The organism is Erythrobacter sp. HA7-11 (assembly GCF_055693605.1).
In genome coordinates this window covers 2,365,632-2,390,250 of record NZ_JBVFUF010000002.1, presented here as the reverse complement: position 1 = coordinate 2,390,250, position 24,619 = coordinate 2,365,632, and the positions used below count along the sequence as shown (strand labels likewise).

The window sequence follows — 24,619 nt, the reverse complement described above, 5'->3', positions numbered from 1 at the left end:
TACAAAGGAGAGGATCATGGCTGGAAAGACTAACGCACTGCAGAAACCTGTGCAGCTCTCGTCGGAGCTTGAGGCTGTTATCGGCAAAGGCCCGATGACGCGCGCTCAAGTGACGTCGAAAGTTTGGGAGTACATCAAAGGCAACAGCCTTCAGGACAGCAAAGACAAGCGTCAGATAAATCCTGATGCGAAGCTTGGCGCGGTGATCGGCAACGACCAGATCTCCATGTTCAAGATGACTGCTGCGGTGTCCAAGCACCTCACATAATCTCGTGGAGTTCACCGGCGGCGGAATGGCCAGTCCGTCACGCCGCCGGTCCACAATGCCAGCCAGATCAATATCGGCTGCGCAATCATCCTTGGCACATGATAGCCAAGGCCCAGGCCGCCATCAGCGCTCGCCAGATCCATCGCGAAGTGATTGATGTTCGCAGGCCATACGCACAGCGCATATAGTGCCAATCCAATTCCCGCCATCCGGCGCAGTTTGCTCCAGAATGGCTGTAACAGGCCGATCGCGCCTGCGATCTCGGCAATTCCAGTCCAGAAGATTACCGCTTCGGGCGCAGGGACCCAACCGGGTGTGATTGTCAGGAACGGCTCTGGCGAGGCGATATGCGCGTATCCAGCATATCCGTAGAACAATGCGAGCAGCACACGCAGCCCTGCGCGCACCCATTGCTTGCCTGCCTTCTGTTCATCCAAGCCCATCAATTCTCTTTCCTAATCGCGCGCGGGCTTTTCATTGCTTCGCCGCTTGCCTAACCATGTCGCTAGACCACTTCCGCCCGATTGAGGAGCCGTATCCCGTGAAGACAATCATCGCCACTCTGCTCACCGCCAGCATTCTCACCTCGCCCGCGATGGCGCAGACGACCGAGACGCCAGCAGAGCCACTCGATCCGGCAGAAGCACTCGCTGCAGCCGCGCTTGATGCGGCGCCAGTGTTTGACGGGCACAACGATGTGCCAATCCAGTTGCGCGCACGCTTCGATAACCAGATCAATACCTTCGATTTCGTCGATACGACCGACACAGGCTCGACGCGACCTGATGGACGCGCGATGCACACCGACCTGAACCGCTTGGCGGAGGGCAAGGTCGGCGCGCAATATTGGTCGGTCTATGTGCCCACCAACATCAGCGAGCCGGAAGCGGTCCAGATGACGATGGAGCAGATCGACGTGATGAAGCGTTTGATCGCGCGCTACCCCGATCAACTTCAGTTCACGCTCACCGCTGATCAGGCCGAAAGCGTGATGGCCGAGGGGAAAATTGCCTCCTTCCTCGGCATGGAGGGCGGCCACTCGATCGGGTCTAGCCTCGCTGTTCTGCGTCAGATGTACGATCTGGGCGCGCGCTACATGACGATCACGCACTCTAAGAATACGCCCTGGGCGGACAGCGCGACCGATACGCCCGAGCACAACGGCCTCACTGACTTTGGCAAGGATCTGATCCGTGAAATGAACCGGATAGGGATGCTAGTCGATCTCAGCCATGTGAGCGAGAAAACCATGATGGATGCGCTCGATGTGGCGCAGGCTCCCGTCATCTTCAGCCACTCCGGCGTGCGCGCGGTGAACGGCCATGCGCGCAACGTACCCGATAGCGTGCTGTCCCGCCTGCCAGAGAATGGCGGGATCGTGATGGTGGTCGGTCTACCGGGCTTCCTTAACGAAGAAGCGCGCGAATGGTATGCGGCGCGCCAAGCGGAAGAGGCCAAGCAAAAGGCGCTGTTCCAGGGACAGCCAGCTATCGTTGAAGCCGCGATGACCGCTTGGGACGAGGCGAACCCCGAGCCGCAGACACCAGTGAGCATTATGGCCGATCACATCGACCATATCCGCTCGCTGATCGGCGTTGAGTATATCGGGATCGGCGCAGATTATGACGGCATGCCGACCGGGCCAGTGGGTATGGAGGATGCAGCCGGTTACCCTGCGCTGTTCACCGAGCTCGCACGGCGCGGCTATTCTCAGGTTGAGCTCGAGCTGATCTCCAGCCGCAACGCGATGCGCGTATTGCGGCAGGCGGAACGCTATGCCAGCAGCGTTTCTGAAATGCCGCCGATTGAGACGCTGCTTCCCGAAACGGAGTAAGGCGGCTCAACCGGGCCTGTTCGCTAGTCGTCGTCCGCGGTCTCAGGCAGATCATCGTGCGAAGTTGAGGCCATGTCCTCGAGCTCGTCCTCGCTCATGCTCTCGTACATTTCGATCGAGGCGCCTTCGAGCTCGCTCTTGTCCGTTTCGCCGCGCTTCGCCGCCAGCGCTGCACCGGCAGCTTGCTGCTGCGCTTTACTGTTCGCTTTTGGCATGGCTTAGGTGTCTTGCGCCTCGAGCTCGGACCCGCGCTTCAAGACCTCGTCACCATCTTCCTGCTTGATAAGATAGGCTGGATTGTCCTCGTCACCCTGCTTAGTCACTTCCGTGCCTTGCAGTGTGCGCGTGACTTCGCGTTCAAATCGTTCTTTTATCTGGCCTTTGCCTTCGCCGTTACCCCAATTCCATTTGACATATTGATCAGTCTGGAAGCTGTTGGAATTGCTCATGATTAACTCCTCGTAGGTCTATGAGGAAGTAACACTGGAGCAGGCAAGGTGTTCCGAAAATCAGGCAGAAGATCCTTGGATCAACCGCTTATCCGTAGATCGCGGGAATGATCCAGACGAGGGTCATGGCTACGACCGCAGCGGCCAGACTGATGCCCAAGACCCAGCGCATATAGCCGGTTTTCACCGCACCCATCGCATCGTCGTCCTCAATGTGAATTTCGTCTTTGTCGTCAGCCATAATTCCTCCACGCCCTAAGGCCTATACTCCGTTTAACCCGGATCCCACAATCTCGTTCCGTTCGATCCGGGTTTTTATCTGATTAGTCGCGCAAAAGTTCGTTGATGCCGGTTTTTGAGCGTGTTTGGGCGTCTACGGTCTTTACGATCACTGCACAATAAAGGGATGGGCCGGGTGAACCATCGGGCAGGGGCTTGCCCGGCATCGAACCGGGCACTACCACAGCATAGGGCGGTACTTCACCCATATGCACCTCGCCGGTCGCCCGATCGACGATCTTGGTCGATGCGCCAAGATAAACGCCCATGGAAAGCACTGCGCCTTCACCTACGCGCACGCCTTCGGCGACTTCGCTGCGCGCACCGATGAATGCGCCATCACCGATGATGACAGGTTCGGCCTGGAGCGGTTCGAGCACGCCTCCGATCCCTGCACCGCCCGAAATGTGCACGTTCTTGCCGATCTGTGCGCAGCTACCAACGGTCGCCCATGTGTCCACCATCGTTCCTTCATCGACATAGGCGCCGATATTGACGAAGCTCGGCATCAACACGACGCCTTTGCCGATAAAGCTGCCGCGCCGCGCGACTGCGCCGGGGACAACGCGAAAGCCCGCTTCGCGGAAACGATTCGCACCCCAACCGGAGAACTTTGTCGGCACCTTGTCGAACGCGCCCTGACTGCAAGACCCGCTGTCCATCACAATGTTTTCAGTGAGGCGGAAAGAGAGTAGCACCGCCTTCTTCAGCCATTGATTGACCCGCCAGCCGCCAGAACCATCAGGTTCGGCTACGCGCGCTTCTCCTTTGTCTAGCATCGACAGCGCATCTTCTACCGCATGACGAACCTCATGACCCGGCGAAATCTCGCTGCGCTTTTCCCACGCTTCTTCGATTTGGGTGACGAGTTCTTGTGACATGGTATCTCCAAAATGGTCGGACTTTGAATTGCGTTTGCCGGTCGGCGCGCGGAACAGATGCTGCTAGCCCGCTGTGCATACACTCACAAGGGTTGAGACGTGTTCAGATTGGGTTGAGCGATTGTCGTGATCGTGGGAAACCTTGCTTTACCCGTGGCCTTGATCTTAAGCTTTTTCTTGGAAGGGGCATCAAAAGGACAAAAGAATGAATAATAGTCCCGAATGCCCAATTGGAATTAGATTTGTCGCGCTCGCTGCTGCTTGCGCCGCGCTTGGTGCATGCGGGGGAAGTCCGTCGGGGCAAAGTGGTGGGCCAATCACTGCTCCCGTGCCGGTTCCACCGACGCCGCCACCACCGCCTCCGCCACCACCGCCTGTGACGCCCCCGCCATCGGGCTTTGATACCGCCGAGTTCCGCCGGTCTGACGGCCCGGAATTTCATGGGGCGGTGGCTGCGTGGCAAGAGGGTTTCACCGGTGCAGGCGAAATCATCGCGATTATCGACACCGGATTGGACACCGATAGCCCTGAATTTGAGGGCAGGGTTAATACCAATTCGGCTGACGTGGTGAGCAATCGCGGTGTCGATCCCGAAGATGACCACGGTACCAATGTGGCACTGGTTGCCGCTGGCGACCGCAATGACACCGGCGTGCTTGGCATTGCATTCGATGCAGAAGTGCTCGCGGTGCGCGCTGACGTGATCAATTCGTGCGGTGATGACACGCCTCAGGATTCCTCGCTCGGTTGCCTGTTTAACGATTCCGCGATTGCAGATGGGATTGATCTCGCGGTCAATTCCGGCGCCGTGGTGATTAATATTAGCCTTGGCGGTGGAGGCGCTAGCGGACGCGTGCTGGATGCCGTTCGCCGGGCTGCTAACGCCGGCATCGTTGTCGTCGTTTCAGCAGGAAATTCGGGCGATGGCAGCGATCCTGATGTCGATCCGGACCAGCCCGATCCCTTCGCTGCCAGTCTGCAACAAGCGGGCAATGGCAATGTCATCATCGTCGGTTCTGTTGATGAAGATGGCGCATTTTCTGACTTTTCAAATCGCGCGGGCGACTTGGCCTCGTCATTCATCAATGCCCGCGGTGAACGGATATGCTGCGTCTATGACAACGGAGAGGTATTCGTAGAGACCATTAACGGCGACCAGTTTGTGACGCTCTTCTCGGGCACAAGCTTCGCCGCCCCGCAGGTATCCGGCGCTGTGGCGTTGCTAGCTCAAGCGTTCCCCAACCTCACCGGGCAGGAGATTGTCGAGATCCTTCTCGATACCGCCACAGATGCAGGGGCTGCAGGGATCGATGAGATTTTTGGCACCGGCATTCTCGACATCGCCGCCGCCATCGCGCCTTCGGGCACAACGCGTGTGGCCAGCACCGCCAATGTGCTCGCTCTTGCCGATGATGTTGCGATTGGCTCGGCTGCAATGGGCGATTCTTTGGCGCGAACGACGCTCAGCACAATAGTGACCGACAAGTATGACCGCGCCTACACATATGAGCTTGGCGCTCGCACTCGAAACTCGTCGCAAGTCCAGCGGCTGCTGGGTGCGGTAGGGCGCAATGGCATAGCGGTAGGCACTTCGAGCGATGCATTGTCGATGGCCTTCACGATCGCAGAAGGTCCGCGCGCCGGAGGGCTCGGTTGGGCGCAGCAACTGCAATTGTCGTCTGAGGATGCGCAATCCGCGCGCGTGCTTGCAGCGCGTGTTGCCGCGAAGATTGCGCCCGATACAAAGCTCGGCTTTGCCATTTCGCAAGGCGCTGGCGGGCTTGTCGCACAATTGCAGGGCGCAAGCCGCCCGGCCTTCCGAATTGCTCCTCAAGCAGGCGGCGATGATGGTTTCTTTCAACGCAGCGAATTTGCGCTTGCGCTTCGTCAGCAGGTGGGGGGCTGGGGCATCACCGCGTCTACAGAGCAAGGCGATGCGTTTCTTGGCGCCAACCGGCAGGCAATCGATGTTTTGTCAGGGGTAAGGGAGCGACGGCCAACCCAGAGCTTCGGCCTTGCCGCAGACCGCGAAATCGCGGGCGTCGACACCCTGTTTTCGCTGACTTGGCTGAAAGAAACGGACACTCTGCTGGGAGGGCACTTCCACGATGCGTTTGGCATCCAAGGCGCGGACACGCTGTTCTTCGACGCCGAGATTGGTCACGAGTTCGCGCGAGGATGGCGCGTCGGCGGAGCCTATCGCCATGGCATCACCCGCCCGCGAGGCGGGGCACTGATCGCTGGCGGATCCCAGCTGGAGAGCCAGGCGTGGTCATTCGATGTCACGAAATATGGCGCGCTTGTGTCTGGCGACAGTCTCGGCCTGCGCATCAGTCAGCCTTTGCGGGTTAATGGCGGCGAGCTGCTGCTCGATCTGCCGGTTGCATATGACTATGCGACCGAAAGCGCGATCTTTGGCCGACAGCGCTTGTCGCTAAGTCCGGAAGGGCGCGAGGTGATGGGCGAACTGGCGTGGAATGGGCCGCTGTTCTTCGGACGTGCCGGCGCAAGCCTTTTCTATCGCCGCGATCCTGGACATTTTGCCGGAACGCGCGACGATGCTGGTGCGGTGGTGAGCTTCAGCGCCGAGTTTTGATCCAAGCGCTGCGGCTGCGGTCTATTCCGGCATCCCGGCTTCGCGAGCGAATTGGTACGCGCGCTCAACCAATGGAGCGACGCGGTCGCTCATTGCCTTGGCATGGGCCGATGATGCAGTGCCGTCTATCACGCGCTTCTTGATGCCTTGCATGATGCCTGCAAGCCGGAACAGGTTGTAGGCGAAATACCAATCCATCGGCGGGACGGGGAATCCCGTGCGCGCAACATAGCGGTCCACCGCCTGCTGCACGGTCGGAATGCCGAGCGCCTCCAGGTCGAGCCCGAGCAATCCTGCACGGCCATCGGCAGGCTGGAACCAGTTGAGCATCAGATAGCTGAAGTCTGCGATCGGATCGCCAAGCGTCGACAGCTCCCAATCCAGCACCGCAATCACGCGGTTTTCTGTCTTGTGAAAAATCACATTGTCGAGCCGGTAATCGCCGTGCACGACCGAGCTTTCATGCTGTGGCGGGATAGTCTCAGGCAGCCACTCGATCAGCCGCTCCATCTGCGGCATGTGCTCGGTTTCAGACAGCTTGTATTGCTTTGACCAGCGACTGATCTGCCGCGCGCAATAATCGGTCGGCTTGCCGTAATCGCCAAGCCCGATCTCGGCCGGCTTGTTCAGGTGGAGATCGGCAATCGTATCGATCAGCGAATGATAGAGTTCGCGGCGTTCATCGGGCGAACTGCCGGGCAGCGCGCCATTCCATAGCGAGCGGCCATCAGCCATGCTCATGACGAAGAATTTAGAGCCGATGACTTCGGGGTCTTCGCAAAGACCATAGGTGCGCGGGACCGGAAAACCGGTCGGATAAAGTCCCGTCATCGCCGCATATTCGCGGTCGACCGCATGCGCACTTGGGAGCAGTTTTCCGAATGGCTGGCGGCGCAGGACATAGTTCGCGCCCGGTGTTTCGATCTTGTAGGTCGGGTTGGACTGCCCGCCCTTGAACTTGGTGTAGCTGATCGGGCCGGCGAAGCCTTCAACATTAGCCTCAAACCATGCGGTCAGCTTGTCTAGGTCGAGCCTGTCGGCCTCGGGCACTTCAACCGTGCCGACCATTTCCTTATCGAAATCGATTTGCGGAGCTTCGTTTTCAGCCATCAGTCAAACACTACCACGCTGCGCGCGGAATGCCCCTCGCGCATCTTGTCAAAACCAGCATTGATATCCTCGAGCGCGATCCGCTCTGCGATAATCGTATCGAGATCGAGCAGCCCTCGCATGTAGAAGTCCACCAGCCGCGGCAGATCGACTGGGAAGTGGTTCATGCCCATGATCGCGCCCATCAATTTCTTGCCGCCGAGCAGGTCCATCGCGCCGAGCCCGACTTTGCAATCGAGCGGCATCATGCCGAGGATTACCGCCGTACCGCCGCGTTTGAGCGCAGCAACGGCGAGGTCAGCTGAGGCCTGACGACCCACTGCCTCGATGCCAAAATCGACGCCGCCGCCAGAAATCTCGAGAATTTGTTTTGCGGCGTCGTTTGCCATCGCATCGACGGTATGGGTCGCGCCCAAGGCTTCCGCCAAGGCGCGTTTCTCAGGCAAAGGATCTGCGGCGATCACCTTACCCGCGCCCGCAATCTTAGCCGCATTGACCACGGCAAGGCCTACGCCGCCGCAACCGATCACTGCAACGGTCTGACCGGGCGTCAGCTTGCAAGCATTGAAGATTGTGCCAGCGCCGGTCGTCACCGCGCAGCCGATCACCGCCGCGCGGTCTAACGGCATATCTTTATCAATTGAGACGCAGGCGTTTTCGTGGATCAGCATCTGTTCGGAAAAGGCCGACAGGTTGAGCATCTGGTTAACCGGCTCGCCGCCATTTCGAGTAATGCGCATTGCATCACCCTTGCCGCGGCGCGTCGCTGTGCCAAGGCACAATGCCATCCGCCCGGTGACGCAAAACTCGCACGTTCCGCAAAAGGCGCTGAGGCAGGATACGACATGGTCGCCGGGCTTTACGGTGCGCACTTCGCTGCCCACCGCGCGCACGACGCCCGCCGCTTCGTGGCCTGGAATGGCGGGCAGGGCGTGCGGATACGTCCCGTCGATGAAGTGCAGGTCCGAATGGCACAGGCCGCAGGCCTTGGTATCGATCAGGACTTCGTGCGGGGCGGGATCGGCGAGTTCAACCTCACCGATCACCAATCCCTGACCTGGCGTTTCCAGAATGGCAGCTTTCGCCATATTGGCCTCTCCCCAGCCGTGATGTTTAGCGTGTCGCGCCCATGTCGCCCGAGCTTAGGCTGCCCGAATCATTCGCCGCACGGCCACCGCCACCGCGAAGCGCGTTCGCGGTCGGACCTTCGTTTGGAATGTGCTTGCCGATTTCCATGCGAGCGATTGAGCGCGCGTGCACTTCATCCGGGCCATCAGCCAAACGCAAAGTCCGCTGATGCGCATAGGCTTGCGCGAGGCCGTAGTCCTCCGAGACACCGCCGCCGCCATGTGCCTGGATCGCATCGTCGATAATCTGCAGAGCCATGTTCGGCGCCTGCACCTTGATCATGGCGATTTCCTGCTTGGCCGACTTGTTGCCGACTTTGTCCATCATGTCGACCGCTTTCAGGCACAGTAGGCGGGTCATATCGATATCAATGCGGGCACGCGCCACGCGCTCTTCCCAGACCGAATGCTTATAGATCGGCTTGCCGAAGGCTTCGCGCTCCTGCAGGCGCTTGCACATCTTCGCGAGCGCCTCTTCGGCGACGCCGATCGTGCGCATACAGTGGTGGATACGGCCTGGGCCAAGGCGGCCCTGCGCGATCTCGAAACCGCGCCCTTCGCCGAGCAGCATATTGCTGGCGGGGATGCGAACGTCTTTCAGCTCAATTTCCATATGGCCGTGCGGCGCATCGTCGTAACCGAAGACCGGCAGGTGGCGCAGAATGTTCACGCCCGGCGCATCAAGATCCATCAAAACCATCGATTGCTGCGCGTGACGCTTCGCTTCGAAGTCAGTCTTACCCATCACGATGGCGACTTTGCAGCGCGGATCGCCTGCACCCGAAGACCACCATTTGCGGTACCGTTGATGACATATTCGTCGCCATCACGCTCAATGCGGGTTTCGATATTGGTAGCGTCGGACGATGCGGTGAACGGCTCTGTCATCAAAAAGGCAGAGCGGATTTCGCCATTCATCAGCGGCGTGAGGTACTTATCCTTTTGCTCGCGCGTGCCGTAGCGGTGGAACACTTCCATATTGCCAGTGTCCGGCGCGGAGCAATTGAACACTTCCGATGCCCAGCCAATGCGGCCCATTTCCTCGGCGCACAACGCGTATTCGAGGTTGGTGAGGCCGGGCCCGTCGAATTCGAAGGTTTCTTCAACGTGGTGATGGCCGTCATTACGCGGCGGCATGAAGAGGTTCCAGATGCCCGCATCTTTCGCGAGCTTCTTCTTATCCTCGATGATCTGGATGACTTTCCAGCGATCACCCTCAGCGTCCTGCGCTTTGTAAGTATCCATGTTGGGGCGGACATGCGTTTCGATGAAGTCGCGCACCCGGTCGCGCCAATAGACCTGACGTTCGGTTGGCTCAAAATCCATGGGGGTGTTCCTCTCTAGTCCTAAAATGCAATCGAATCTGTTGGACGAACCGTGGCAGAGCCAAACGGCCCCGCCAAGCAATGATTTGTGCGCGTCAGCTATATCCCGGGTTATGCGCCTTGGCGGCAATCGCCGCATCGCGGGCGGCAATGCGCGCCTCGTGCTCTTCGCGGGTGATCGGGAAGCGACCAAGCCAATATGCCGCGAGAAGCGCCAGAACAACAGTGGCCGCACCGAACGCGATGATGATCGTGCTCAATACGTCCGGCGCGACATTGGCCGGGTCGGCGCCCTGTTCCAGCTGTGACAGGGCGATGATCTGTCCGGTAATAGCCGCGCCAAAACCGGTCGCGCATTTCTGCACTAGCCAGTTGCCTGAGTAGAACGATCCCTCGGCGCGCCGTCCGGTGCGTTCTTCAAATGCTTCGACAATCTCGGCAATCATCGACGTCGCGGATATCATGATCACCACGCCGAACATGTTGGCAAAGACGGTGAAAGCGTAGAAGAGCAGGGTCGATGACAATGTCGCGACCGGGGGCCAGATGCCGGCTAAGAATAGAACATAGGGCGCCAAGCCAATCACCAGCGCGGCAATCGCGGCGATCGTCGCGCTTTTGGGTTTGCCGAGTTTGCTGTGCATCGGCCCCACCAGCAGAAACATTCCGATCACTGAAACGCCCAACACGAACGGATAGGCGGTCAGTCCATTGAGCCACGAAGGTGCCCAGTCGAATGTCACCGCATCCAGCCGCCAGACATAGACGTTCAAATAATTGGAGATCGAGAATGTCATCCCCTGGCTGATGTAAGCGGCAAGACCGCCTGCCGCGAAGATCAGAAACGCCTTTTCACTGAACGCCTCTTTGATCTCTGAAAAGGCATCGCTGAGGCTGAAGGGTGGGGGCTTTGTCTCGGGCAGTTTGGCGACAATGTGATGCTGCCCCAAAGCTGACCCGAGCACTGCAACTGCCATCAGAATGGCGCCGAATGTGCCGAATGCGCCGTATCCATCCTGCATCAGCAATCCGTTCTCACCCGGCATGAAGACGGTATATGCCAGCACCATCATGAGAATTCCGCCCATCCAGCCGGACAGATAGCGATAGCGGAACAAGGTCGTGCGCTCGTTATAGTCCGATGTCAGCTCTGGCACGAGGCTGACCGAGGGCACTTCGCAGGCGGACAATAAGATGCGGACCGCCACCATTATGCCGAGCAATCCCAGTGGGCTCGGCGCAACGCCGCCCGGCGGTGACCACAACAGCACCCAGACAAAGGCGAGAGGTATTGGCGCGACATAAAGCCACGGCAAACGCCTGCCCCAGCGGGTGTATGTGCGGTCTGAAAGGTAGCCGATGATGGGATCAATAACCGCATCGATCAGCAGGGCAGCCAACAGGATCAGGCCGACCAGGCCCGCATCCATGCCGAGCACCTGACTATAATAGAACAGAAGGAAGAACAGGAAGCCGCCGTCTTTGACGCCGAATGCGACCGCGCCGAAGCCGTGGATCAGCTTTAGCCGCATCGGGATCTTGCCCTGAACTAGGCCCACGAGAGTTCCCTCTTAGCCCAGCTGCCAAAACCGAATCCGCGCACGTTTTTCTCCCAACTCTCGGCTCCAAACCTACGCGCCATGCGCGTTCCGTCAACGGAAACCCGCTGACGCTACGGCATCGCAGGGCGACGAAAATTGGCGTAAATCGGGCCTTGCTTGCATGGGGGCTATGCCCATAACGTAAGCGTCAAGTGAGAGATGAAAGAGGAGAGTCGGTTTAATGTCCGATCTAGAGCAATTCCGCAGCGAGACACGCGAATGGCTGGAGGCGAATTGCCCAGCCGAAATGCGCGAGCCTGTGCGCGATGAAAGCGATATTTACTGGGGTGGCCGCCGCGCGGCCTTCAAGAATGACGCGCAAAAAGCGTGGTTCGATGCCTGCCTTGCTAAGGGATACACCGTGCCTGCCTGGCCTAAGGAATATGGCGGCGCGGGCCTGACCCCGCCCGAAGCCAAAGTGCTGCGTCAAGAAATGAGCCGCATCAATGCACGTCCGCCGCTCAGTTCATTCGGCATCTGGATGCTTGGCCCAGCGCTGCTGCACTTCGGCACCGAAGAGCAGAAGAAGCACTTCCTCGGCCAGATTGCACGCGGCGAAATCCGCTGGTGTCAGGGCTATTCGGAGCCGGGCAGCGGGTCTGACCTCGTCAGCTTACAAACATATGGCGAAGACAAGGGCGATCACTGGGTCGTCAATGGCCAGAAGGTTTGGACTTCTTATGCTGACCAAGCCGACTGGATTTTCTGCCTTGTCCGCACCGACAAAGAGAACAAGTATCAAGGCATCACCTTCATGCTGTTCGACATGGAAAGCGAAGGGTGCGCTACCAAGCCGATCAAGCTGATCAGTGGCAGCTCGCCTTTCTGCGAAACCTTCATGGACGATGTGAAGGTGCCCAAATCCTATGGCGAAGGCATTCCGGCCTATGTTGGAGAGATCAATCGCGGCTGGGACGTGGCAAAATATCTGCTGGGTCATGAGCGCGAGATGATTTCAGGGGCCGACGGCGGCAACACCGGCACGATTGGCGCGGCGATGAAGCGTCACGCAGGCGAGCTTGATCCGGTGCTGCGCGCGGAACTGGCAATGTTTGATGTCGATGCGCTGGCTTACGGCGCGATGGGCGAGAAGTTCCTCGATGAGGTCAAGGTCGGCAAAGCGCATCCGGCCCAGCCCAACATGATGAAATATGCCGGAACCGAGCTCAACAAACGTCGTCATGAATTGATGATGTCGGCGGGCGGTTCGCGCAGCCTTGAATGGGAAAGCGAAGAGACGGGTGGCGGCAAACCATCGCGCAATTGGCTCCGCACCAAAGCGAACTCAATTGAGGGCGGCACGTCGGAAGTCATGCTTAACGTCATTTCGAAACGCATTCTCGACCTGCCGGGAGCCTGATCAATGCCACTCTATCATAACGAAGATCAGGCCATGCTGGCGGATAGCGCCGCGCAATTCATGGCTGAGGAAGGCGCAATCGCAAAACAGCTCCGCCATTGGCGAGATCGCGATTGTAAGGACGGTTTCGGCCACGCCCTGTGGGAGCAGTTCGGTGAAATGGGCTTCACCGGCATCCTCGTATCCGAAGAGGATGGCGGGCTGGGCATGGGCCATGTCGAAGCGGGCATCGTGCTCGAAGAGATCGGCCGCAACCTCACTCCTTCGCCGTTCCTGACCAGCTCTGTGCTGGCCGCAACCGCGCTGAAGTCGGGCAGTGATGAGCTGCGTGGACGCTATCTGCCCGGTCTGATTGAGGGTAAGAGCGTGTTCGCCGTCGCGGTCGATGAAGGTTCCAAGCACCGGCCAGAGCGGATTGCGACGCGCGCCGAGAGGTCGGGCAATGGCTTCAAGCTTTCCGGCCAGAAAGACTTTGTCGTCCAAGGCGCTAGCGCTGACATGCTGGTGGTGGCTGCGCGCACATCGGGCGGCGACGAGGATGACGACGGAATCACGCTTTTCGCTGTGCCCAAAGATGCAGCGAATATGAGCCACGATGCAGTGCGCTTGGTCGACAGTTCGATGGCGACTCACACAAAGTTTGACGGTGTTGAGCTCGATGGCGATGCTGTGATCGGCGAGGTCGATGGTGGCCGCGATATCCTCAACGCTATGCTAATTGCAGGCCGGATCGGTTCGGCAGCCGAAGGCGTTGGCGTTGCTCGCGGCGCGATGGACATCACTGTTGAATACCTCAAACAGCGCAAGCAATTCGGCAAGATGATCGGCGAGTTTCAGGCGTTGCAGCACCGCGCCTCGCATCTCTATTCCGAAGTCGAAATCGCGCGCGCTGCCGTTATCAAGGCGCAGCAATTGCTCGACGGCGACAGCGAGAAGGCCGACCTTATGGCTTCGGTTGCCAAGGCGAAGGTTGCCAAGACCGCTGGCCTCGCGGTGCGCGAAGGCGTGCAGATGCATGGCGGCGTTGGCATGACCGACGAATACGACATCGGCCTCTACATGAAGCGTGACCGGGCGCTGACCGAATTCCTCGGCGATGCGTATTACCATGCGGGCCGAGTTGCCGAGATGAGCGGATACTGATTAGCCAGCGCGAACGGAGATACCACTATGATGAAACTCGAAGAATTGTTCGGCCTGCAGGGCCGCGTGGCGCTCGTGACCGGCGGTAGCCGCGGGATCGGCAAAATGATCGTCGAAGGCTTGCTCGAAGCAGGCGCCGAGCGAGTCTATATCGTCGCGCGCAAGAAAGAGCAGGTCGATGAAACTGCTGCTGAACTGGGCGAGAAAGTCATCGGTTTGGTCGGCGACCTTAGCCAGATGGATGGCATCAAGCAGCTCGCCGATGAACTCGCATCGCGCGAAGCCAAGCTCGACTTGCTAGTCAACAATGCGGGCGCTGCCTGGGGTGAGCCCTTCACCGACTTTACGGAGGCCGGTTGGGACCGCACGATGGACCTCAATGTGAAGACCCCGTTCTTCCTCACACAAAAGCTGCACCCGCTGCTCAAAGCGGCGGGCACGCCTGAGCGTCCGGCCAAGGTGCTGATGATTGCGTCGATCGACGGGATGAAGTCGAACCCATGGCCGACCTATCCGTATCAAGCGTCCAAGGCTGGCCTGATCCACCTCACGCGGCGGATGGCGGCAGAGCTGGTTGGCGACAACATTATCGTCAACGGCATCGGCCCGGGCGCTTTCCCGAGCGCGATGAACCGCGCCGCGCGCGACAATGAAGAATTGGTCAAGAAAGGGATTCCATCGAAGCGTGTGGGCGTGACCGAAGACATGGCAGCGGGCGCGATCTACCTGCTGAGCCGTGCGGGTGATTATGTCGTGGGAACGACGCTCGCGATCGACGGCGGCGTGGTCAACGCGAATATCGGCGCGGGCAATTTCGTCGACCCGTCGGGCGGCTGAAGCGGTTCTGCGGCAAGGCCCTAGGCCATCAGTTCGCGGACAAACGGGATGAGTCCGGTCTGGCGGGTGCGGCGCATGCGCTCTGCGTGCAGGATCTCGCGCACCTTGGAAAAGCACTCATCCACATCGGCATTGACGACAACATAGTCATATTCGGCCCAATGGCTGATTTCTGCGTGGGCGCGCTCCATCCGGCTGTCGATCACCTCATTGCTGTCCTGCGCCCGGCTTTCCAGGCGGCGGCGTAACTCGGCAAGGCTCGGCGGAAGGATGAAGACACTGACGGCATCCTGTTGGTCCTTCTGGTAGAGCTGCTGCGTGCCCTGCCAATCGATATCGAAGAGGAAATCGCGCCCCTCTTTCAGACCGTTGCGGATATAGCCCTTGGGCGTTCCGTAGAGATTGCCGAACACTTCGGCCCATTCGTAAAACTGGTCCTTCTCGACCATCTCGCGAAAGCGCTCTTCGCTGATGAAGTGATAGTCGATCCCGTCAATTTCGCCTTCGCGTGGAGGGCGCGTGGTGGCGGATACCGACAATTCGATCTCGTCATCGGCGGTCAAAAGACGGCGCGAAATCGTGGTTTTGCCCGCGCCGGAAGGCGAGGACAGGATAAATAGCAGCCCACGCCGCGCCAGCTTGTCGGTTGATTGGTGATCACTCATGGCCGGGCGATGCCGCAAAGCGCGAGCGGAAATCAAGTGCGAAGGGGCGTGCTAGCCGCGATCTACGCGCTTTTTCGACTTTTCGAGTGACTTGCCGCGATCATACAGCGTCTTGAGCACCAGCCCGCCGGCGACAATGCCAAGCCCAATGGGTGACCGGGTGGCGAGCTTGCTCGCTCCGTAAAGCGCCAGCGTCGTCACGATGCCGCGCCCATCAAGGATTTGGCGCGCCTCTTCCTGATTGTCGCTGGTTTTGACTATCCCCTTTTCAACCTGCTTGCGAAACAGGCTGGATGCGCCGCGCAAAACCACATCGGCGATCAGCAGATTGGTGGCAGCATTTGGGCTGGGCCCGACCATGCTTTTGCCAGCGCTTTTGACCGCAGGGCGCTGTGCATCCGCTGCGCTAATGTCTGTCGTGGTTGGGTCGATATCGGCCATTGTCACTCAACGCTGTTCAGAGCATTTGTGTCCGCAGTTTTGCGAAACTCGCCCTACTTCTTGCGTCCAAAGTCGACAGTGACGACGTTGGAGCCGTCATCTGCGCCTTCGATTTCGTCCGCTCCGACGCCTTCGGCAGCATCATTTTCCGCATCCTCGTGCTCTTCGGGAGCCATGTCGGCAACAGTCGCCTGGAATTGCAGGCCAAAATCAACCGCCGGATCGACAAAGGCGGTGATCGCCGCAAAGGGCACGGACAGCTTTGCCGGGATCTGGTTGAACGACAGGCCGACAGAAAAGCCCTCATCGCCGACTTCCAAGTCCCAGAACTTGTTCTGCAACACGATGGTCATTTCATCGGGAAAGCGCTCTCGCAAATGCTGCGGTATCGAAACGCCGACAGCTCCTGTCTTGAACGTGATGTAGAAATGATGCTCGCCCGGCAATTCGCTGCCACCAGCCACGATTTCGCCCAGCACACGGCTAGACCACGGCACGCAGCGCTTCTTGAACGATCTCGTCATACGGGATCAAGCTATCGGGGGTCTCTTCGCTCATTTCGATTGAGAGGGTGGCGAGCGATCCCGCGCGGGTCAAGCGTTTTGCGCGCCAAAGCGACGAGTTACGCCCGATATGCTTGCACCGCGCGCCGGTAGGCCTATAGCCCGCAACCATTATGCAGGCAGATATGCGAACCGGCTCTGTAGAGCGCAAAACCGCCGAAACCGAGATTGCGATTTCGGTCAATCTCGATGGGACCGGCACATATGATGTGTCGACCGGCATCGGCTTTCTTGATCACATGGTGGAGCAGTTCTCCAAACACTCGCTGATCGATGTCACGATGAAAGTGGTCGGTGATCTGCATGTCGATCAGCACCACACGACTGAGGACAGCGCGATTGCGCTGGGTCAGGCGATTTCCGATGCACTGGACGATAAGGCGGGCATTGGCCGCTATGGCAGCGCTTATTCGCCGATGGATGAGACCTTGGCGCGCGTTGCGCTCGACATTTCGGGCCGCCCTTATTGCGTCTGGAATGCGAGCTTTAGCCAAGAAAAACTGGGCGAGTGGGATACCGAACTGATCCGCCACTGGTTTGAAAGCGTCGCTCAAAGCGCAGGGATCACGCTGCATATCGAGCTGCTCTACGGCGAGAACAATCACCACATTTGCGAGGCAATCTACAAAGGTTTCGCCCGCGCGATGCGGATCGCGGTTGAGCGAGACCCGCGCAAAGGCGGCGCTATCCCGAGTACCAAAGGGCAGCTTGGTGGGTGAAGGAGGGCTGTTTGTTTTCCGCACGCCCATCGGGGCGCGCGGTTTCCTCGCGGCTTGCGGACAAGTCCGCGCCGCTGCGGGCGGGCAGTCGCCCTTGCGGCTGCTGCGCAGCCGAGGTTCCGCGCTATGATCGTGGCGCTGGTGGACTACGGCGCGGGGAACCTGCATTCGGTGCACAACGCGCTGAAGGCGGTCGGCGCACGCGTCGAAGTCACCGCTGATCCAAACGTGGTGCGCGCGGCGGACCGGATCGTCCTGCCTGGTGTCGGCTCGTTCAGGGCGTGCGCTGAGGGTCTGCGCGCAATCCCGCATATGGTCGAAGCTATGACCGAGCGTGTGCATGTTGGCGGCGCGCCGTTTCTCGGCATTTGTGTGGGCATGCAATTGCTGGCGACACGCGGGTTGGAGCATGGCGCAACGCCGGGTCTAGACTGGATTGCCGGCGAAGTGCGGCTGATCGAACCGGCAGATCCGGCGATCAAAATCCCGCATATGGGCTGGAACGATGTTGCGATGATGCCGCATGCGCGCGGCTCTGCGGTGATCGAGGAGGGGGAGGCGTATTTCCTCCATTCCTATCACTTCGTCGCCGATGATCCGCATGATGTCGCTGCGCTCACCGATCACGGCGAGGGTCTCGTCGCGGCGGTGGCCAAGGACAATGTGCTGGGCGTGCAGTTCCACCCGGAAAAGAGCCAAGCCTACGGGCTGGCGACGCTGGAGAGATTTCTAAAATGGCGGCCTTAGTTTGTTCGCGGCTCACTAACGCTCGCACCCGAGCCACCCGCTCCCTCCACCCTTCCACCCGGATCGTAACCCGGTGTGATAATCCGGGTGGAAGGGTGGAGGGAGCGGGTGGCTCCTGCGAAGGCACGCACGGATGTGCAGGCCGCCCGCAGCAGGGACTCTTCACATGATCATCTTCCCCGCCATTGACCTCAAAAACGGCGAAGTGGTGCGCCTGGCCGAAGGCGATATGGACCGCGCGACTGTCTATGGTGACAACCCTGCGGCGCAGGCGATGCTGTTTGCGGAGGCCGGTGCGCAGTATCTGCATGTCGTCGATCTCGACGGCAGTTTTGCGGGGCGAACCGAGAACCGCGAGGCGGTCGAAGCGATTATCAAAGCCTTTCCCGGCCACGTGCAATTGGGCGGCGGTATCCGCGATGCGGCTGGTGTCGAAGGCTGGTTCAACCTCGGCGTTTCGCGCGTGGTAATGGGCTCTGCCGCGCTCAAGAACCCCGAATTCGTCAAAGAGATGGCGAAGGACTGGGAAGGCGGCATTGTCGTCGCGGTCGACGCGAAGGATGGCATGGTCGCGACCGAGGGCTGGGCCGATGTCTCAGATGTACCGGTGGTCGATCTCGCGCGCCGGTTTGAGGATGCGGGCGTCGCAAGCCTCTTGTTCACCGATATTGGCCGCGATGGCTTGCTGAAAGGTGCGAATATCGACGCAACGTTGGACCTTGCGCGCCGGGTCGACATTCCGGTGATCGCCAGCGGCGGGGTGAAGGGGCTGGACGATATCCACGTGCTTAGCCTGCACGCGCATGAGGGGATCGAAGGGGTGATTACGGGCCGCGCGCTGTATGAAGGTCGGCTCGATCTCGCCGCGGCAATTGCGATGGGGGCGAGGGCGGAGCCTCCCGTGTAACAATGCGACAAATGGGCTGCCTTTTTCTTGGACTCACCTTCCTTGCCGGGGTTACCGTCGGCACAGTCGAATACGCGATGATCAATGTGGTGGTGTTCCTGTTGCTCGCGCTGGGCGTGGTCAAATTCATCGAGCCGCGATTTGGAACCAATGGCCTCGTTTACGGCATGGCGGGCGCGTTCTTCGCCAGCTTCCTTTGGCCCTATCTACTTATCGCCTTTCAGTCGGGAGATGATTGCTCTGGCGATGAATGTCTGGAAAGCGGGGTATTATCGTCGGTCCCGCAGGAGATTGATCAATGACAGTCCGTATCCGTGTCATTCCGTGTCTCGATGTCGCTGATGGGCGCGTGGTGAAGGGCGTCAATTTCGTTGACCTCAAAGACGCAGGCGATCCGGTCGAGCAAGCGCGCGCCTATGATGCGGCGGGCGCGGATGAGTTGTGCTTCCTCGACATTTCCGCGAGCCACGAAGGGCGCGGGACGCTGCTCGATATGGTCCGGCGGACGGCGGAGGTGTGCTTTATGCCGCTCACCGTCGGCGGCGGTGTGCGCAGCGTAGAGGATGCGCGCGAATTGCTGCTCGCAGGCGCAGACAAGGTCGCGATCAATTCTGCTGCGGTGGCTCGGCCCGAGTTGGTGCGCGAAATCGCCGAGAAGTTCGGCAGCCAATGCGTGGTCGCGAGCGTTGATGCGCGGCGGGTGATCCTGCCGGTGGGTGAGGCGGTGCCGCAGTGGGAAATCTTTACCCATGGCGGGCGCAAGCCGACCGGGATCAACGCGGTCGAATATGCCAAGCAGGTCGCGGAATTGGGCGCAGGAGAACTGCTCGTCACCAGCATGGATGGCGACGGGACGCAGGCGGGATACGATCTGGAGCTGACCCGCACGATTGCCGACGCCGTCAGTGTGCCGGTGATTGCCAGCGGCGGGGTGGGCACGCTCGATCATCTGGTCGAAGGCGTGACCAAGGGGCATGCGAGCGCGGTTCTGGCCGCGAGCATCTTCCACTTTGGCACGCACAGCGTTTCCGAAGCTCACGAGGCTCTACGCGCGGCTGGCCTTCCAGCGCGAGGGGTTTAGAAAGGGCAATCATGACCACACTTGAACGCCTCGAAAAGACGATTGCATCGCGCACCGCCGCCGCGCCAGACAGCTCCTATGTCGCCAGCCTCAACGCCAGAGGCCTGCCCAAAATCGCGCAGAAAGTGGGCGAAGAGGCGACCGAAGCGGTGATCGCGGCGCTTTCGGGCAGCAACGAGGAATTGGTCGGCGAGGCCGCCGATCTGATGTTTCACCTGCTGGTGCTGTTGCAGGCAAAGGGCGTCAGCTTCGATCATGTCCTCGCCGAACTGGACCGGCGTGAGGGGGTCTCGGGCCTCGATGAAAAAGTCTCTCGCGGAGATGCGTAATGCCGATTGATCCAACGCTTCCCTATGATGACGACAACATCTTCGCGAAGATTCTGCGCGGGGAAATTCCGTCGAACACAGTCTATGAGGATGAGTGGGCCTTCGCGTTTGAGGACATCAACCCCCAGGCAGAGGTGCACACTCTGGTGATCCCCAAGGGCAAATATGTCAGCTGGGATGATTTTTCTACCAAAGCGTCGGATGCCGAAATCGGCGGTTTCGTGCGCGCGGTTGGCAAAGTGGCGCGGGCAAAGGGGCTGGTCGAGCCGGGTTACCGCTTGCTTGCGAACATTGGCGCGCATGGCGGGCAGGAAGTGCCGCACCTGCACGTGCATATTTTTGGCGGTGAGCCTTTGGGACCGATGATCTGGAAGCGATAAGCGCAACTGACCGCACGCCAGATTCATTTCATCGCCGTTCATCTATCGCATAGCAATGCGCTCTTCCCAGCGATTCCGCGCTGGGTTAGGTGACATGCGATGGTTAACCCTGCTCCTCCCGGTGGACTTATCGACGGCACGCGGCATCTTTACGCCGTGCGCGTCTATTACGAGGACACTGACCTGTCGGGCATCACCTATCACGCCAATTATCTGCGCTGGTTCGAGCGCGCACGTTCCGACCTTTTGCGATTGCTGGAAATTGACCAGCGCGCTGCGATTGAATCGGGCGAGGGTGCTTACGCTCTGTCTGAGGTGAACCTCAAATATGTGCGGCCCGCAAAGCTCGATGACGATGTGGTGATCGAGACGACCTGCACTGAGCTTGGCGCAGCGAGTTGCCGAATGCACCAGATCGCCCGGCGCGGCAATGATGTCTTGTGCGAGGCGCACTTGCGCGTCGGATTTATCACTCTTGAAGGCCGTCCGCGCCGCCAACCGGCAGAATGGCGCGCCGCTTTTCATTCATTTATGGAAGCCCAATACACATGACTACGCTTTCTCTTTTGGCTGCGAGCGCGCCGACCCGGCTCGATCCGGTCGAGCTGTTTCTCGACGCAGATATCGTCGTGCAATTGGTGATGGCAGGCCTGATCCTCGCCAGCATCTGGGTGTGGATGATCATCGTCTCATTCAGCCTTCGCATCGGCGGAATGGAGCGCAAGGCGCGCGGATATGAAGAGGATTTCTTCGAGGCGAACGATTACGAAGCGGTGCTCGGCAAACGTTCGCAGAAAGAGGTCGCATCGGCCCGCGTCGCGGCAAAAGGTCTGCGCGAATGGAAGGCGTCGACCAAGGCGGTCAGCGTCGACAAGGATGCGGCGCGTCAGCGGATCGCATCGGCGATGGAGAGCCAGGTGGCGTTCGAGGCGGATGAATTGGCGGAGCGGCTCGGGTTTCTTGCGACAACCGGATCGGTCGCGCCATTTGTCGGCCTGTTCGGCACGGTTTGGGGCATCATGAACAGCTTCTTCCAGATCGGCGCGCAGGAAAGCTCTTCGCTCGCGGTGGTCGCGCCGGGTATCTCAGAAGCTCTTTTTGCGACGGCTATCGGTCTGTTCGCGGCGATCCCGGCGGTCATCGCCTACAACCGCTTTAGCCAGCGGGTTAACCGGTTCGAAGCGCGCTTGCAGCGCTTTGCCGACCGGTTTCATGCCGGGCTCAGCCGCGAGTTGGATAAAACCTGATGGCTATATCCATGCCTTCGCGCGGCAAATCCCGCCGTTCGCGCCGGGCGCCGATGGCGGAGATCAACGTCACGCCGTTCGTCGACGTAATGCTCGTGCTGCTGATCATCTTCATGGTGACCGCGCCTCTGCTGGCCTCAGGTGTTCCGATTGAGCTGCCCGAAAGCCGCGCCAACCCAATCGATCAAACACCCGAACAGATTACGGTCTCCATCGACGGCGCAGGCGTGATCTACATCGACGATGCGCGCGTCGAACCGGGCACCTTCCCCGAAGCACTCGCACAAATCGACCGTCAGGCCTCTGGCGAGCAGCCGCAAATCGTGCTGCGCGGTGACCGGACACTCGATTACGGCAGAGTGATGGCTGTCATGGGTGAGTTGAACCGCGCCGGGTTCTCCTCGATTTCGCTGGTCACCAGCGGTTCAGTTACGCCGCCATAGCCAGTTGAGGGAGAAATGAGCGAGCTTGCCACTCAACCAGCCGGATTTCGCGGCGAAGAGCGCATCGGTCTGATCGTTGCGCTGGCGCTGCATGTCGGCGTGGTTGCGCTGCTCTTGCTCCAGCCCGTGCGCGATGAGCTGATCGCGATCCCCGAGCGGATGACGGTGAGCTTGGCCACCGAAGTCAGCCTGGAATCGACCGCGCCCGACCCGGTGGCGGATAGCCGCGCAGCGATTGCGCCGGAGGTTTCGGACGAGATCGCCCCGCCCGAGCAGCAGCCTGATGTTCAGCCCGACACCACTCAGGCGACGCCGGACGCGCGGCCAACTCCCAGAAATACGCCAACCCCGCGCAATACGCCGACCCCGCGATCAAGCGAGACACCGAGGACGGGTGGGGGAAGCCGGATTGGCGACAATTTCCTGGGCGGCTCGGGAAGTTCGACCAATACCGATGATACGCGCATTCCCGCTTCGCAGATCGGCGCAAGTGCGCAGGCGAGTTTGCGATCTGAGATTACGCGGCAATTGCGCCCGCATTGGAGCGCGCCACAGGGTGTGGACGCCGAAAAGCTGGTGTCGGTTGCCTCATGGCGGCTCAACCCCGATGGCTCTCTGAATGGCCGCCCACGCTGCACAACACAGGCGAACACGATCACGCCGTCCAACAGACCACAGGCGAATTTGCACTGCGAACGTGTAATTAAAGCAATTCAGCTTGCCGCACCTTTCGATCTTCCTGATCAGTATTACAACGGCTGGAAAACCATTTCAGCTTGGCGTTTCGATAGAAGGCTTTGACGACCATGAGATTCACTCTCACGCATTTATCCCTTCCTTTGGCATTCGCGCTTTTCGCGGCGCCATTGGCTGCCCAAAACGAAGACCTGGGCGAGCCGGTGGGTGAAGGTGGCTCTGTCTCGACCGCCTTCGGGGATGAAGAAGCCGAAGAAGGCGGGCTGACCGGTTCGGTCACCGATGAAAGCGATTGGGAAGACCTCGGCATCGCCATTCCCGCTTTCGCCACCGATCGCGACCGGCCAACTCCGGCCAACGCCAATGGCACCGCCGCTCTGGGTCAGGAGATCGCCCGCGTCATTACCGCCAATTTGCGCAACAATGGCATCTTCAAGCCGACCGGGCCGGACGCTCTGCCCAAGCCAAGCTTCCCGCAAATCAAAGCGCCATCATGGGGCAGCTGGAGCGGTCGCGGCGCTGAAATGCTGGTGCAGGGTTTTGTTACCTCTGCACCAAACGGCAATCTCACCGTCGGCTGCTACCTTTACGACGTCGCGTTGCAGAGCGAGCTGGAGCGCCGGGGATGGGAAGTGCGCCCTGCGGATTGGCGGCGTGCAGCGCACAAGTGCTCTGACCTCATCTATTCGCGGCTGACCGGTGAAAGCCCGTTCTTTGACAGCCGCATCGCATACATCGCGGAGACCGGGCCGAAAGATAATCGGGTAAAGCGGCTTGCGATTATGGACAGCGATGGGGCTAACCACCGGTTCCTCACGCTCGGCAGCGCGACCGCGCTCACCCCGCGCTATTCGCCCGATTACTCGCAGCTGCTCTACCTGTCCTATGTCGACGGCAATCCGCGCATCTATGTCTATGATATCGGCACGGGTAAGCAGACCCTGGTGGCCGAGACCGGCAACCCGACCTTCGCCCCGCGCTGGTCGCCCGATGGTCGCAGCATCCTCTATTCGATGGCGGTGAACGGCAATACGGACATTTACCGTGTGTCCGCCGGTGGCGGGCGCAGCGTGCGGCTGACCGACACTCCAGGCATCGACATTGGCGGATCCTACTCGCCTGATGGTCGCCGGATCGTCTTTGAAAGCGACCGATCCGGCTCGCAGCAATGTTATGTCATGGACGCGGACGGATCGAACCAGCGCCGCATCACATTCTTCGGCGGACGTTGTGCGACGCCAGAATGGAGCCCGCGCGGCGATCAGATCGCCTTCACCCGTATTGCAGGCGACTTTAACATTGCCGTCATGACGCCAGCGGGACGTAACCTTCGGGTGCTAACCAATGGCTGGCAGGACGAAGCGCCGACATGGGCACCGAACGGACGGATCATTCAGTTCTTTCGTACAGCGCGCAATTCTGGTCGTTCCGGTCTGCACCAGGTCGATCTGACCGGGCGCAATGAACGCCGTTTGCAGACCCCGGTTGACGCATCGGACCCTGCATGGGGCCCGATCCGCGACTAATGTGCTAGTAAAACACCAAAGGCCGGAAACCCCGCTTCGGCCAATAATAGAAAGAGAGGATTTGC

Annotated in this window: 28 protein-coding genes and 2 pseudogenes; 18 read left to right on the top strand and 12 right to left on the bottom strand. The window is 59.8% G+C overall.

Going from position 1 to position 24,619, the window contains the following annotated elements; translation table 11 throughout:
* The first annotated feature begins 16 nt into the window (after positions 1 to 16).
* A complete protein-coding gene (locus ACZ1GU_RS12185; protein ID WP_472648251.1) occupies positions 17 to 268 on the top strand; it encodes an SWIB/MDM2 domain-containing protein in 252 nt (83 codons plus the stop codon).
* Positions 269 to 279: 11 nt separating this feature from the next.
* Here the strand turns inward: ACZ1GU_RS12185 and ACZ1GU_RS12180 are convergent, their stop codons facing one another.
* On the bottom strand, positions 280 to 711 hold the full coding sequence (locus ACZ1GU_RS12180; RefSeq protein ID WP_472648250.1) for a DoxX family protein: 432 nt from the start codon (positions 709 to 711) through the stop codon (positions 280 to 282).
* A 152-nt stretch (positions 712 to 863) separates the two neighbouring features.
* On the opposite strand from ACZ1GU_RS12180, the gene ACZ1GU_RS12175 reads away from it, so the two are divergent.
* Positions 864 to 2,102, top strand: coding sequence for a dipeptidase (locus ACZ1GU_RS12175; RefSeq protein WP_472648776.1), 1,239 nt, complete (start codon positions 864 to 866; stop codon positions 2,100 to 2,102).
* Between the two features lie 23 nt (positions 2,103 to 2,125).
* On the opposite strand, the gene ACZ1GU_RS12170 is transcribed toward ACZ1GU_RS12175, so the two are convergent.
* The 4 genes from ACZ1GU_RS12170 to dapD all read right to left on the bottom strand — a co-directional run bounded on the left by ACZ1GU_RS12170 (position 2,126) and on the right by dapD (position 3,711).
* Positions 2,126 to 2,317 (bottom strand): DUF3008 family protein, encoded by a 192-nt coding sequence (locus ACZ1GU_RS12170; protein ID WP_472648249.1) that lies wholly within the window; start codon positions 2,315 to 2,317, stop codon positions 2,126 to 2,128.
* A gap of 3 nt (positions 2,318 to 2,320) precedes the next feature.
* Positions 2,321 to 2,551 carry a hypervirulence associated TUDOR domain-containing protein gene (locus ACZ1GU_RS12165; RefSeq protein WP_472648248.1) on the bottom strand — a complete coding sequence of 77 codons (231 nt, stop codon included), beginning with the start codon at positions 2,549 to 2,551 and terminating at the stop codon, positions 2,321 to 2,323.
* Positions 2,552 to 2,639: 88 nt separating this feature from the next.
* Complete coding sequence (locus tag ACZ1GU_RS12160; protein ID WP_472648247.1) at positions 2,640 to 2,792, bottom strand: hypothetical protein; 153 nt, start codon at positions 2,790 to 2,792, stop codon at positions 2,640 to 2,642.
* 82 nt (positions 2,793 to 2,874) lie between these two features.
* Positions 2,875 to 3,711: a 2,3,4,5-tetrahydropyridine-2,6-dicarboxylate N-succinyltransferase gene (gene dapD / locus ACZ1GU_RS12155; protein WP_472648246.1), complete on the bottom strand. Its 837-nt coding sequence runs from the start codon at positions 3,709 to 3,711 to the stop codon at positions 2,875 to 2,877.
* A 205-nt stretch (positions 3,712 to 3,916) separates the two neighbouring features.
* On the opposite strand from dapD, the gene ACZ1GU_RS12150 reads away from it, so the two are divergent.
* Entirely contained in the window at positions 3,917 to 6,307 is a 2,391-nt protein-coding gene (locus ACZ1GU_RS12150) for a S8 family peptidase (RefSeq protein ID WP_472648245.1), read from the top strand.
* A gap of 21 nt (positions 6,308 to 6,328) precedes the next feature.
* Here the strand turns inward: ACZ1GU_RS12150 and ACZ1GU_RS12145 are convergent, their stop codons facing one another.
* The 4 genes and pseudogenes from ACZ1GU_RS12145 to ACZ1GU_RS12130 all read right to left on the bottom strand — a co-directional run bounded on the left by ACZ1GU_RS12145 (position 6,329) and on the right by ACZ1GU_RS12130 (position 11,428).
* Positions 6,329 to 7,417 (bottom strand): phosphotransferase family protein, encoded by a 1,089-nt coding sequence (locus tag ACZ1GU_RS12145; RefSeq protein ID WP_472648244.1) that lies wholly within the window; start codon positions 7,415 to 7,417, stop codon positions 6,329 to 6,331.
* Positions 7,417 to 8,505 carry a Zn-dependent alcohol dehydrogenase gene (locus ACZ1GU_RS12140; RefSeq protein WP_472648243.1) on the bottom strand — a complete coding sequence of 363 codons (1,089 nt, stop codon included), beginning with the start codon at positions 8,503 to 8,505 and terminating at the stop codon, positions 7,417 to 7,419. Before ACZ1GU_RS12140 ends, ACZ1GU_RS12145 begins: the two co-directional genes overlap by 1 nt.
* 25 nt (positions 8,506 to 8,530) lie before the next feature.
* A pseudogene (locus ACZ1GU_RS12135) lies at positions 8,531 to 9,870 on the bottom strand (acyl-CoA dehydrogenase family protein).
* A gap of 94 nt (positions 9,871 to 9,964) precedes the next feature.
* A complete protein-coding gene (locus ACZ1GU_RS12130) occupies positions 9,965 to 11,428 on the bottom strand; it encodes an MFS transporter (protein ID WP_472648242.1) in 1,464 nt (487 codons plus the stop codon).
* A 223-nt stretch (positions 11,429 to 11,651) separates the two neighbouring features.
* Here ACZ1GU_RS12130 and ACZ1GU_RS12125 point away from each other — a divergent pair, with 223 nt between their 5' ends.
* The 3 genes from ACZ1GU_RS12125 to ACZ1GU_RS12115 are packed head-to-tail and all read left to right on the top strand — an operon-like array spanning position 11,652 to position 14,810.
* Positions 11,652 to 12,830 (top strand): acyl-CoA dehydrogenase family protein, encoded by a 1,179-nt coding sequence (locus ACZ1GU_RS12125; RefSeq protein ID WP_472648241.1) that lies wholly within the window; start codon positions 11,652 to 11,654, stop codon positions 12,828 to 12,830.
* A gap of 3 nt (positions 12,831 to 12,833) precedes the next feature.
* Entirely contained in the window at positions 12,834 to 13,973 is a 1,140-nt protein-coding gene (locus ACZ1GU_RS12120; RefSeq protein WP_472648240.1) for an acyl-CoA dehydrogenase family protein, read from the top strand.
* A 30-nt stretch (positions 13,974 to 14,003) separates the two neighbouring features.
* Positions 14,004 to 14,810 (top strand): SDR family oxidoreductase, encoded by an 807-nt coding sequence (locus ACZ1GU_RS12115; RefSeq protein WP_472648775.1) that lies wholly within the window; start codon positions 14,004 to 14,006, stop codon positions 14,808 to 14,810.
* A 20-nt stretch (positions 14,811 to 14,830) separates the two neighbouring features.
* Here ACZ1GU_RS12115 and gmk read toward each other — a convergent pair whose 3' ends face one another.
* The 3 genes and pseudogenes from gmk to ACZ1GU_RS12100 form a co-directional block, all read right to left on the bottom strand.
* Positions 14,831 to 15,475, bottom strand: coding sequence for a guanylate kinase (gene gmk, locus ACZ1GU_RS12110; protein ID WP_472648239.1), 645 nt, complete (start codon positions 15,473 to 15,475; stop codon positions 14,831 to 14,833).
* 51 nt (positions 15,476 to 15,526) lie between these two features.
* Complete coding sequence (locus ACZ1GU_RS12105) at positions 15,527 to 15,916, bottom strand: hypothetical protein (RefSeq protein ID WP_472648238.1); 390 nt, start codon at positions 15,914 to 15,916, stop codon at positions 15,527 to 15,529.
* Positions 15,917 to 15,969: 53 nt separating this feature from the next.
* Positions 15,970 to 16,474: pseudogene (locus ACZ1GU_RS12100) on the bottom strand (SspB family protein).
* 130 nt (positions 16,475 to 16,604) lie between these two features.
* Between ACZ1GU_RS12100 and hisB the strand changes: the two are divergent.
* The 12 genes from hisB (at position 16,605) to tolB (ending at position 24,554) form a co-directional block, all read left to right on the top strand.
* Complete coding sequence (gene hisB, locus ACZ1GU_RS12095; protein WP_472648237.1) at positions 16,605 to 17,198, top strand: imidazoleglycerol-phosphate dehydratase HisB; 594 nt, start codon at positions 16,605 to 16,607, stop codon at positions 17,196 to 17,198.
* A gap of 126 nt (positions 17,199 to 17,324) precedes the next feature.
* The gene (hisH, locus tag ACZ1GU_RS12090; protein ID WP_472648236.1) at positions 17,325 to 17,945 is read left to right on the top strand and encodes an imidazole glycerol phosphate synthase subunit HisH; all 621 of its coding nucleotides are present in this window, start codon (positions 17,325 to 17,327) and stop codon (positions 17,943 to 17,945) included.
* 166 nt (positions 17,946 to 18,111) lie between these two features.
* Complete coding sequence (hisA, locus tag ACZ1GU_RS12085; RefSeq protein WP_472648235.1) at positions 18,112 to 18,852, top strand: 1-(5-phosphoribosyl)-5-[(5-phosphoribosylamino)methylideneamino]imidazole-4-carboxamide isomerase; 741 nt, start codon at positions 18,112 to 18,114, stop codon at positions 18,850 to 18,852.
* A gap of 11 nt (positions 18,853 to 18,863) precedes the next feature.
* Positions 18,864 to 19,154 (top strand): hypothetical protein, encoded by a 291-nt coding sequence (locus ACZ1GU_RS12080; protein ID WP_472648234.1) that lies wholly within the window; start codon positions 18,864 to 18,866, stop codon positions 19,152 to 19,154.
* Positions 19,151 to 19,933 carry an imidazole glycerol phosphate synthase subunit HisF gene (gene hisF / locus ACZ1GU_RS12075; RefSeq protein WP_472648233.1) on the top strand — a complete coding sequence of 261 codons (783 nt, stop codon included), beginning with the start codon at positions 19,151 to 19,153 and terminating at the stop codon, positions 19,931 to 19,933. Before ACZ1GU_RS12080 ends, hisF begins: the two co-directional genes overlap by 4 nt.
* Before the next feature lie 11 nt (positions 19,934 to 19,944).
* Complete coding sequence (locus ACZ1GU_RS12070; RefSeq protein WP_472648232.1) at positions 19,945 to 20,262, top strand: phosphoribosyl-ATP diphosphatase; 318 nt, start codon at positions 19,945 to 19,947, stop codon at positions 20,260 to 20,262.
* Entirely contained in the window at positions 20,262 to 20,642 is a 381-nt protein-coding gene (locus ACZ1GU_RS12065) for a histidine triad nucleotide-binding protein (protein ID WP_472648231.1), read from the top strand. The genes ACZ1GU_RS12070 and ACZ1GU_RS12065 overlap by 1 nt, the downstream gene beginning before the upstream one ends.
* Positions 20,643 to 20,741: 99 nt before the next feature.
* Complete coding sequence (locus ACZ1GU_RS12060) at positions 20,742 to 21,194, top strand: YbgC/FadM family acyl-CoA thioesterase (RefSeq protein ID WP_472648230.1); 453 nt, start codon at positions 20,742 to 20,744, stop codon at positions 21,192 to 21,194.
* Positions 21,191 to 21,889, top strand: coding sequence for a protein TolQ (gene tolQ, locus ACZ1GU_RS12055; RefSeq protein ID WP_472648229.1), 699 nt, complete (start codon positions 21,191 to 21,193; stop codon positions 21,887 to 21,889). The genes ACZ1GU_RS12060 and tolQ overlap by 4 nt, the downstream gene beginning before the upstream one ends.
* Positions 21,889 to 22,332 (top strand): protein TolR, encoded by a 444-nt coding sequence (gene tolR / locus ACZ1GU_RS12050; protein ID WP_472648228.1) that lies wholly within the window; start codon positions 21,889 to 21,891, stop codon positions 22,330 to 22,332. The genes tolQ and tolR overlap by 1 nt, the downstream gene beginning before the upstream one ends.
* Positions 22,333 to 22,347: 15 nt before the next feature.
* Positions 22,348 to 23,133, top strand: coding sequence for an energy transducer TonB (locus ACZ1GU_RS12045; RefSeq protein ID WP_472648227.1), 786 nt, complete (start codon positions 22,348 to 22,350; stop codon positions 23,131 to 23,133).
* 5 nt (positions 23,134 to 23,138) lie between these two features.
* Complete coding sequence (gene tolB, locus ACZ1GU_RS12040; protein ID WP_472648226.1) at positions 23,139 to 24,554, top strand: Tol-Pal system beta propeller repeat protein TolB; 1,416 nt, start codon at positions 23,139 to 23,141, stop codon at positions 24,552 to 24,554.
* The last annotated feature ends 65 nt before the right edge of the window (positions 24,555 to 24,619 follow it).

Bases quoted from the DNA above. Each gene is read 5' to 3' on its own strand.
- ACZ1GU_RS12175 (WP_472648776.1), top strand. From the start codon at position 864: ATGGCGCAGACGACCGAGACGCCAGCAGAGCCACTCGATCCGGCAGAA.
- ACZ1GU_RS12180 (WP_472648250.1), bottom strand. From the start codon at position 711: ATGGGCTTGGATGAACAGAAGGCAGGCAAGCAATGGGTGCGCGCAGGG.
- ACZ1GU_RS12115 (WP_472648775.1), top strand. From the start codon at position 14,004: ATGAAACTCGAAGAATTGTTCGGCCTGCAGGGCCGCGTGGCGCTCGTG.
- ACZ1GU_RS12125 (WP_472648241.1), top strand. From the start codon at position 11,652: ATGTCCGATCTAGAGCAATTCCGCAGCGAGACACGCGAATGGCTGGAG.
- ACZ1GU_RS12070 (WP_472648232.1), top strand. From the start codon at position 19,945: ATGACCACACTTGAACGCCTCGAAAAGACGATTGCATCGCGCACCGCC.
- ACZ1GU_RS12170 (WP_472648249.1), bottom strand. From the start codon at position 2,317: ATGCCAAAAGCGAACAGTAAAGCGCAGCAGCAAGCTGCCGGTGCAGCG.
- ACZ1GU_RS12150 (WP_472648245.1), top strand. From the start codon at position 3,917: ATGAATAATAGTCCCGAATGCCCAATTGGAATTAGATTTGTCGCGCTC.
- hisF (WP_472648233.1), top strand. From the start codon at position 19,151: ATGACAGTCCGTATCCGTGTCATTCCGTGTCTCGATGTCGCTGATGGG.
- ACZ1GU_RS12065 (WP_472648231.1), top strand. From the start codon at position 20,262: ATGCCGATTGATCCAACGCTTCCCTATGATGACGACAACATCTTCGCG.
- hisH (WP_472648236.1), top strand. From the start codon at position 17,325: ATGATCGTGGCGCTGGTGGACTACGGCGCGGGGAACCTGCATTCGGTG.
- ACZ1GU_RS12045 (WP_472648227.1), top strand. From the start codon at position 22,348: ATGAGCGAGCTTGCCACTCAACCAGCCGGATTTCGCGGCGAAGAGCGC.
- ACZ1GU_RS12120 (WP_472648240.1), top strand. From the start codon at position 12,834: ATGCCACTCTATCATAACGAAGATCAGGCCATGCTGGCGGATAGCGCC.
- tolB (WP_472648226.1), top strand. From the start codon at position 23,139: ATGAGATTCACTCTCACGCATTTATCCCTTCCTTTGGCATTCGCGCTT.
- dapD (WP_472648246.1), bottom strand. From the start codon at position 3,711: ATGTCACAAGAACTCGTCACCCAAATCGAAGAAGCGTGGGAAAAGCGC.
- ACZ1GU_RS12185 (WP_472648251.1), top strand. From the start codon at position 17: ATGGCTGGAAAGACTAACGCACTGCAGAAACCTGTGCAGCTCTCGTCG.
- ACZ1GU_RS12080 (WP_472648234.1), top strand. From the start codon at position 18,864: ATGGGCTGCCTTTTTCTTGGACTCACCTTCCTTGCCGGGGTTACCGTC.
- tolR (WP_472648228.1), top strand. From the start codon at position 21,889: ATGGCTATATCCATGCCTTCGCGCGGCAAATCCCGCCGTTCGCGCCGG.
- hisB (WP_472648237.1), top strand. From the start codon at position 16,605: ATGCGAACCGGCTCTGTAGAGCGCAAAACCGCCGAAACCGAGATTGCG.
- ACZ1GU_RS12165 (WP_472648248.1), bottom strand. From the start codon at position 2,551: ATGAGCAATTCCAACAGCTTCCAGACTGATCAATATGTCAAATGGAAT.
- tolQ (WP_472648229.1), top strand. From the start codon at position 21,191: ATGACTACGCTTTCTCTTTTGGCTGCGAGCGCGCCGACCCGGCTCGAT.
- ACZ1GU_RS12140 (WP_472648243.1), bottom strand. From the start codon at position 8,505: ATGGCGAAAGCTGCCATTCTGGAAACGCCAGGTCAGGGATTGGTGATC.
- ACZ1GU_RS12145 (WP_472648244.1), bottom strand. From the start codon at position 7,417: ATGGCTGAAAACGAAGCTCCGCAAATCGATTTCGATAAGGAAATGGTC.
- ACZ1GU_RS12160 (WP_472648247.1), bottom strand. From the start codon at position 2,792: ATGGCTGACGACAAAGACGAAATTCACATTGAGGACGACGATGCGATG.
- ACZ1GU_RS12060 (WP_472648230.1), top strand. From the start codon at position 20,742: ATGGTTAACCCTGCTCCTCCCGGTGGACTTATCGACGGCACGCGGCAT.
- gmk (WP_472648239.1), bottom strand. From the start codon at position 15,475: ATGAGTGATCACCAATCAACCGACAAGCTGGCGCGGCGTGGGCTGCTA.
- hisA (WP_472648235.1), top strand. From the start codon at position 18,112: ATGATCATCTTCCCCGCCATTGACCTCAAAAACGGCGAAGTGGTGCGC.
- ACZ1GU_RS12105 (WP_472648238.1), bottom strand. From the start codon at position 15,916: ATGGCCGATATCGACCCAACCACGACAGACATTAGCGCAGCGGATGCA.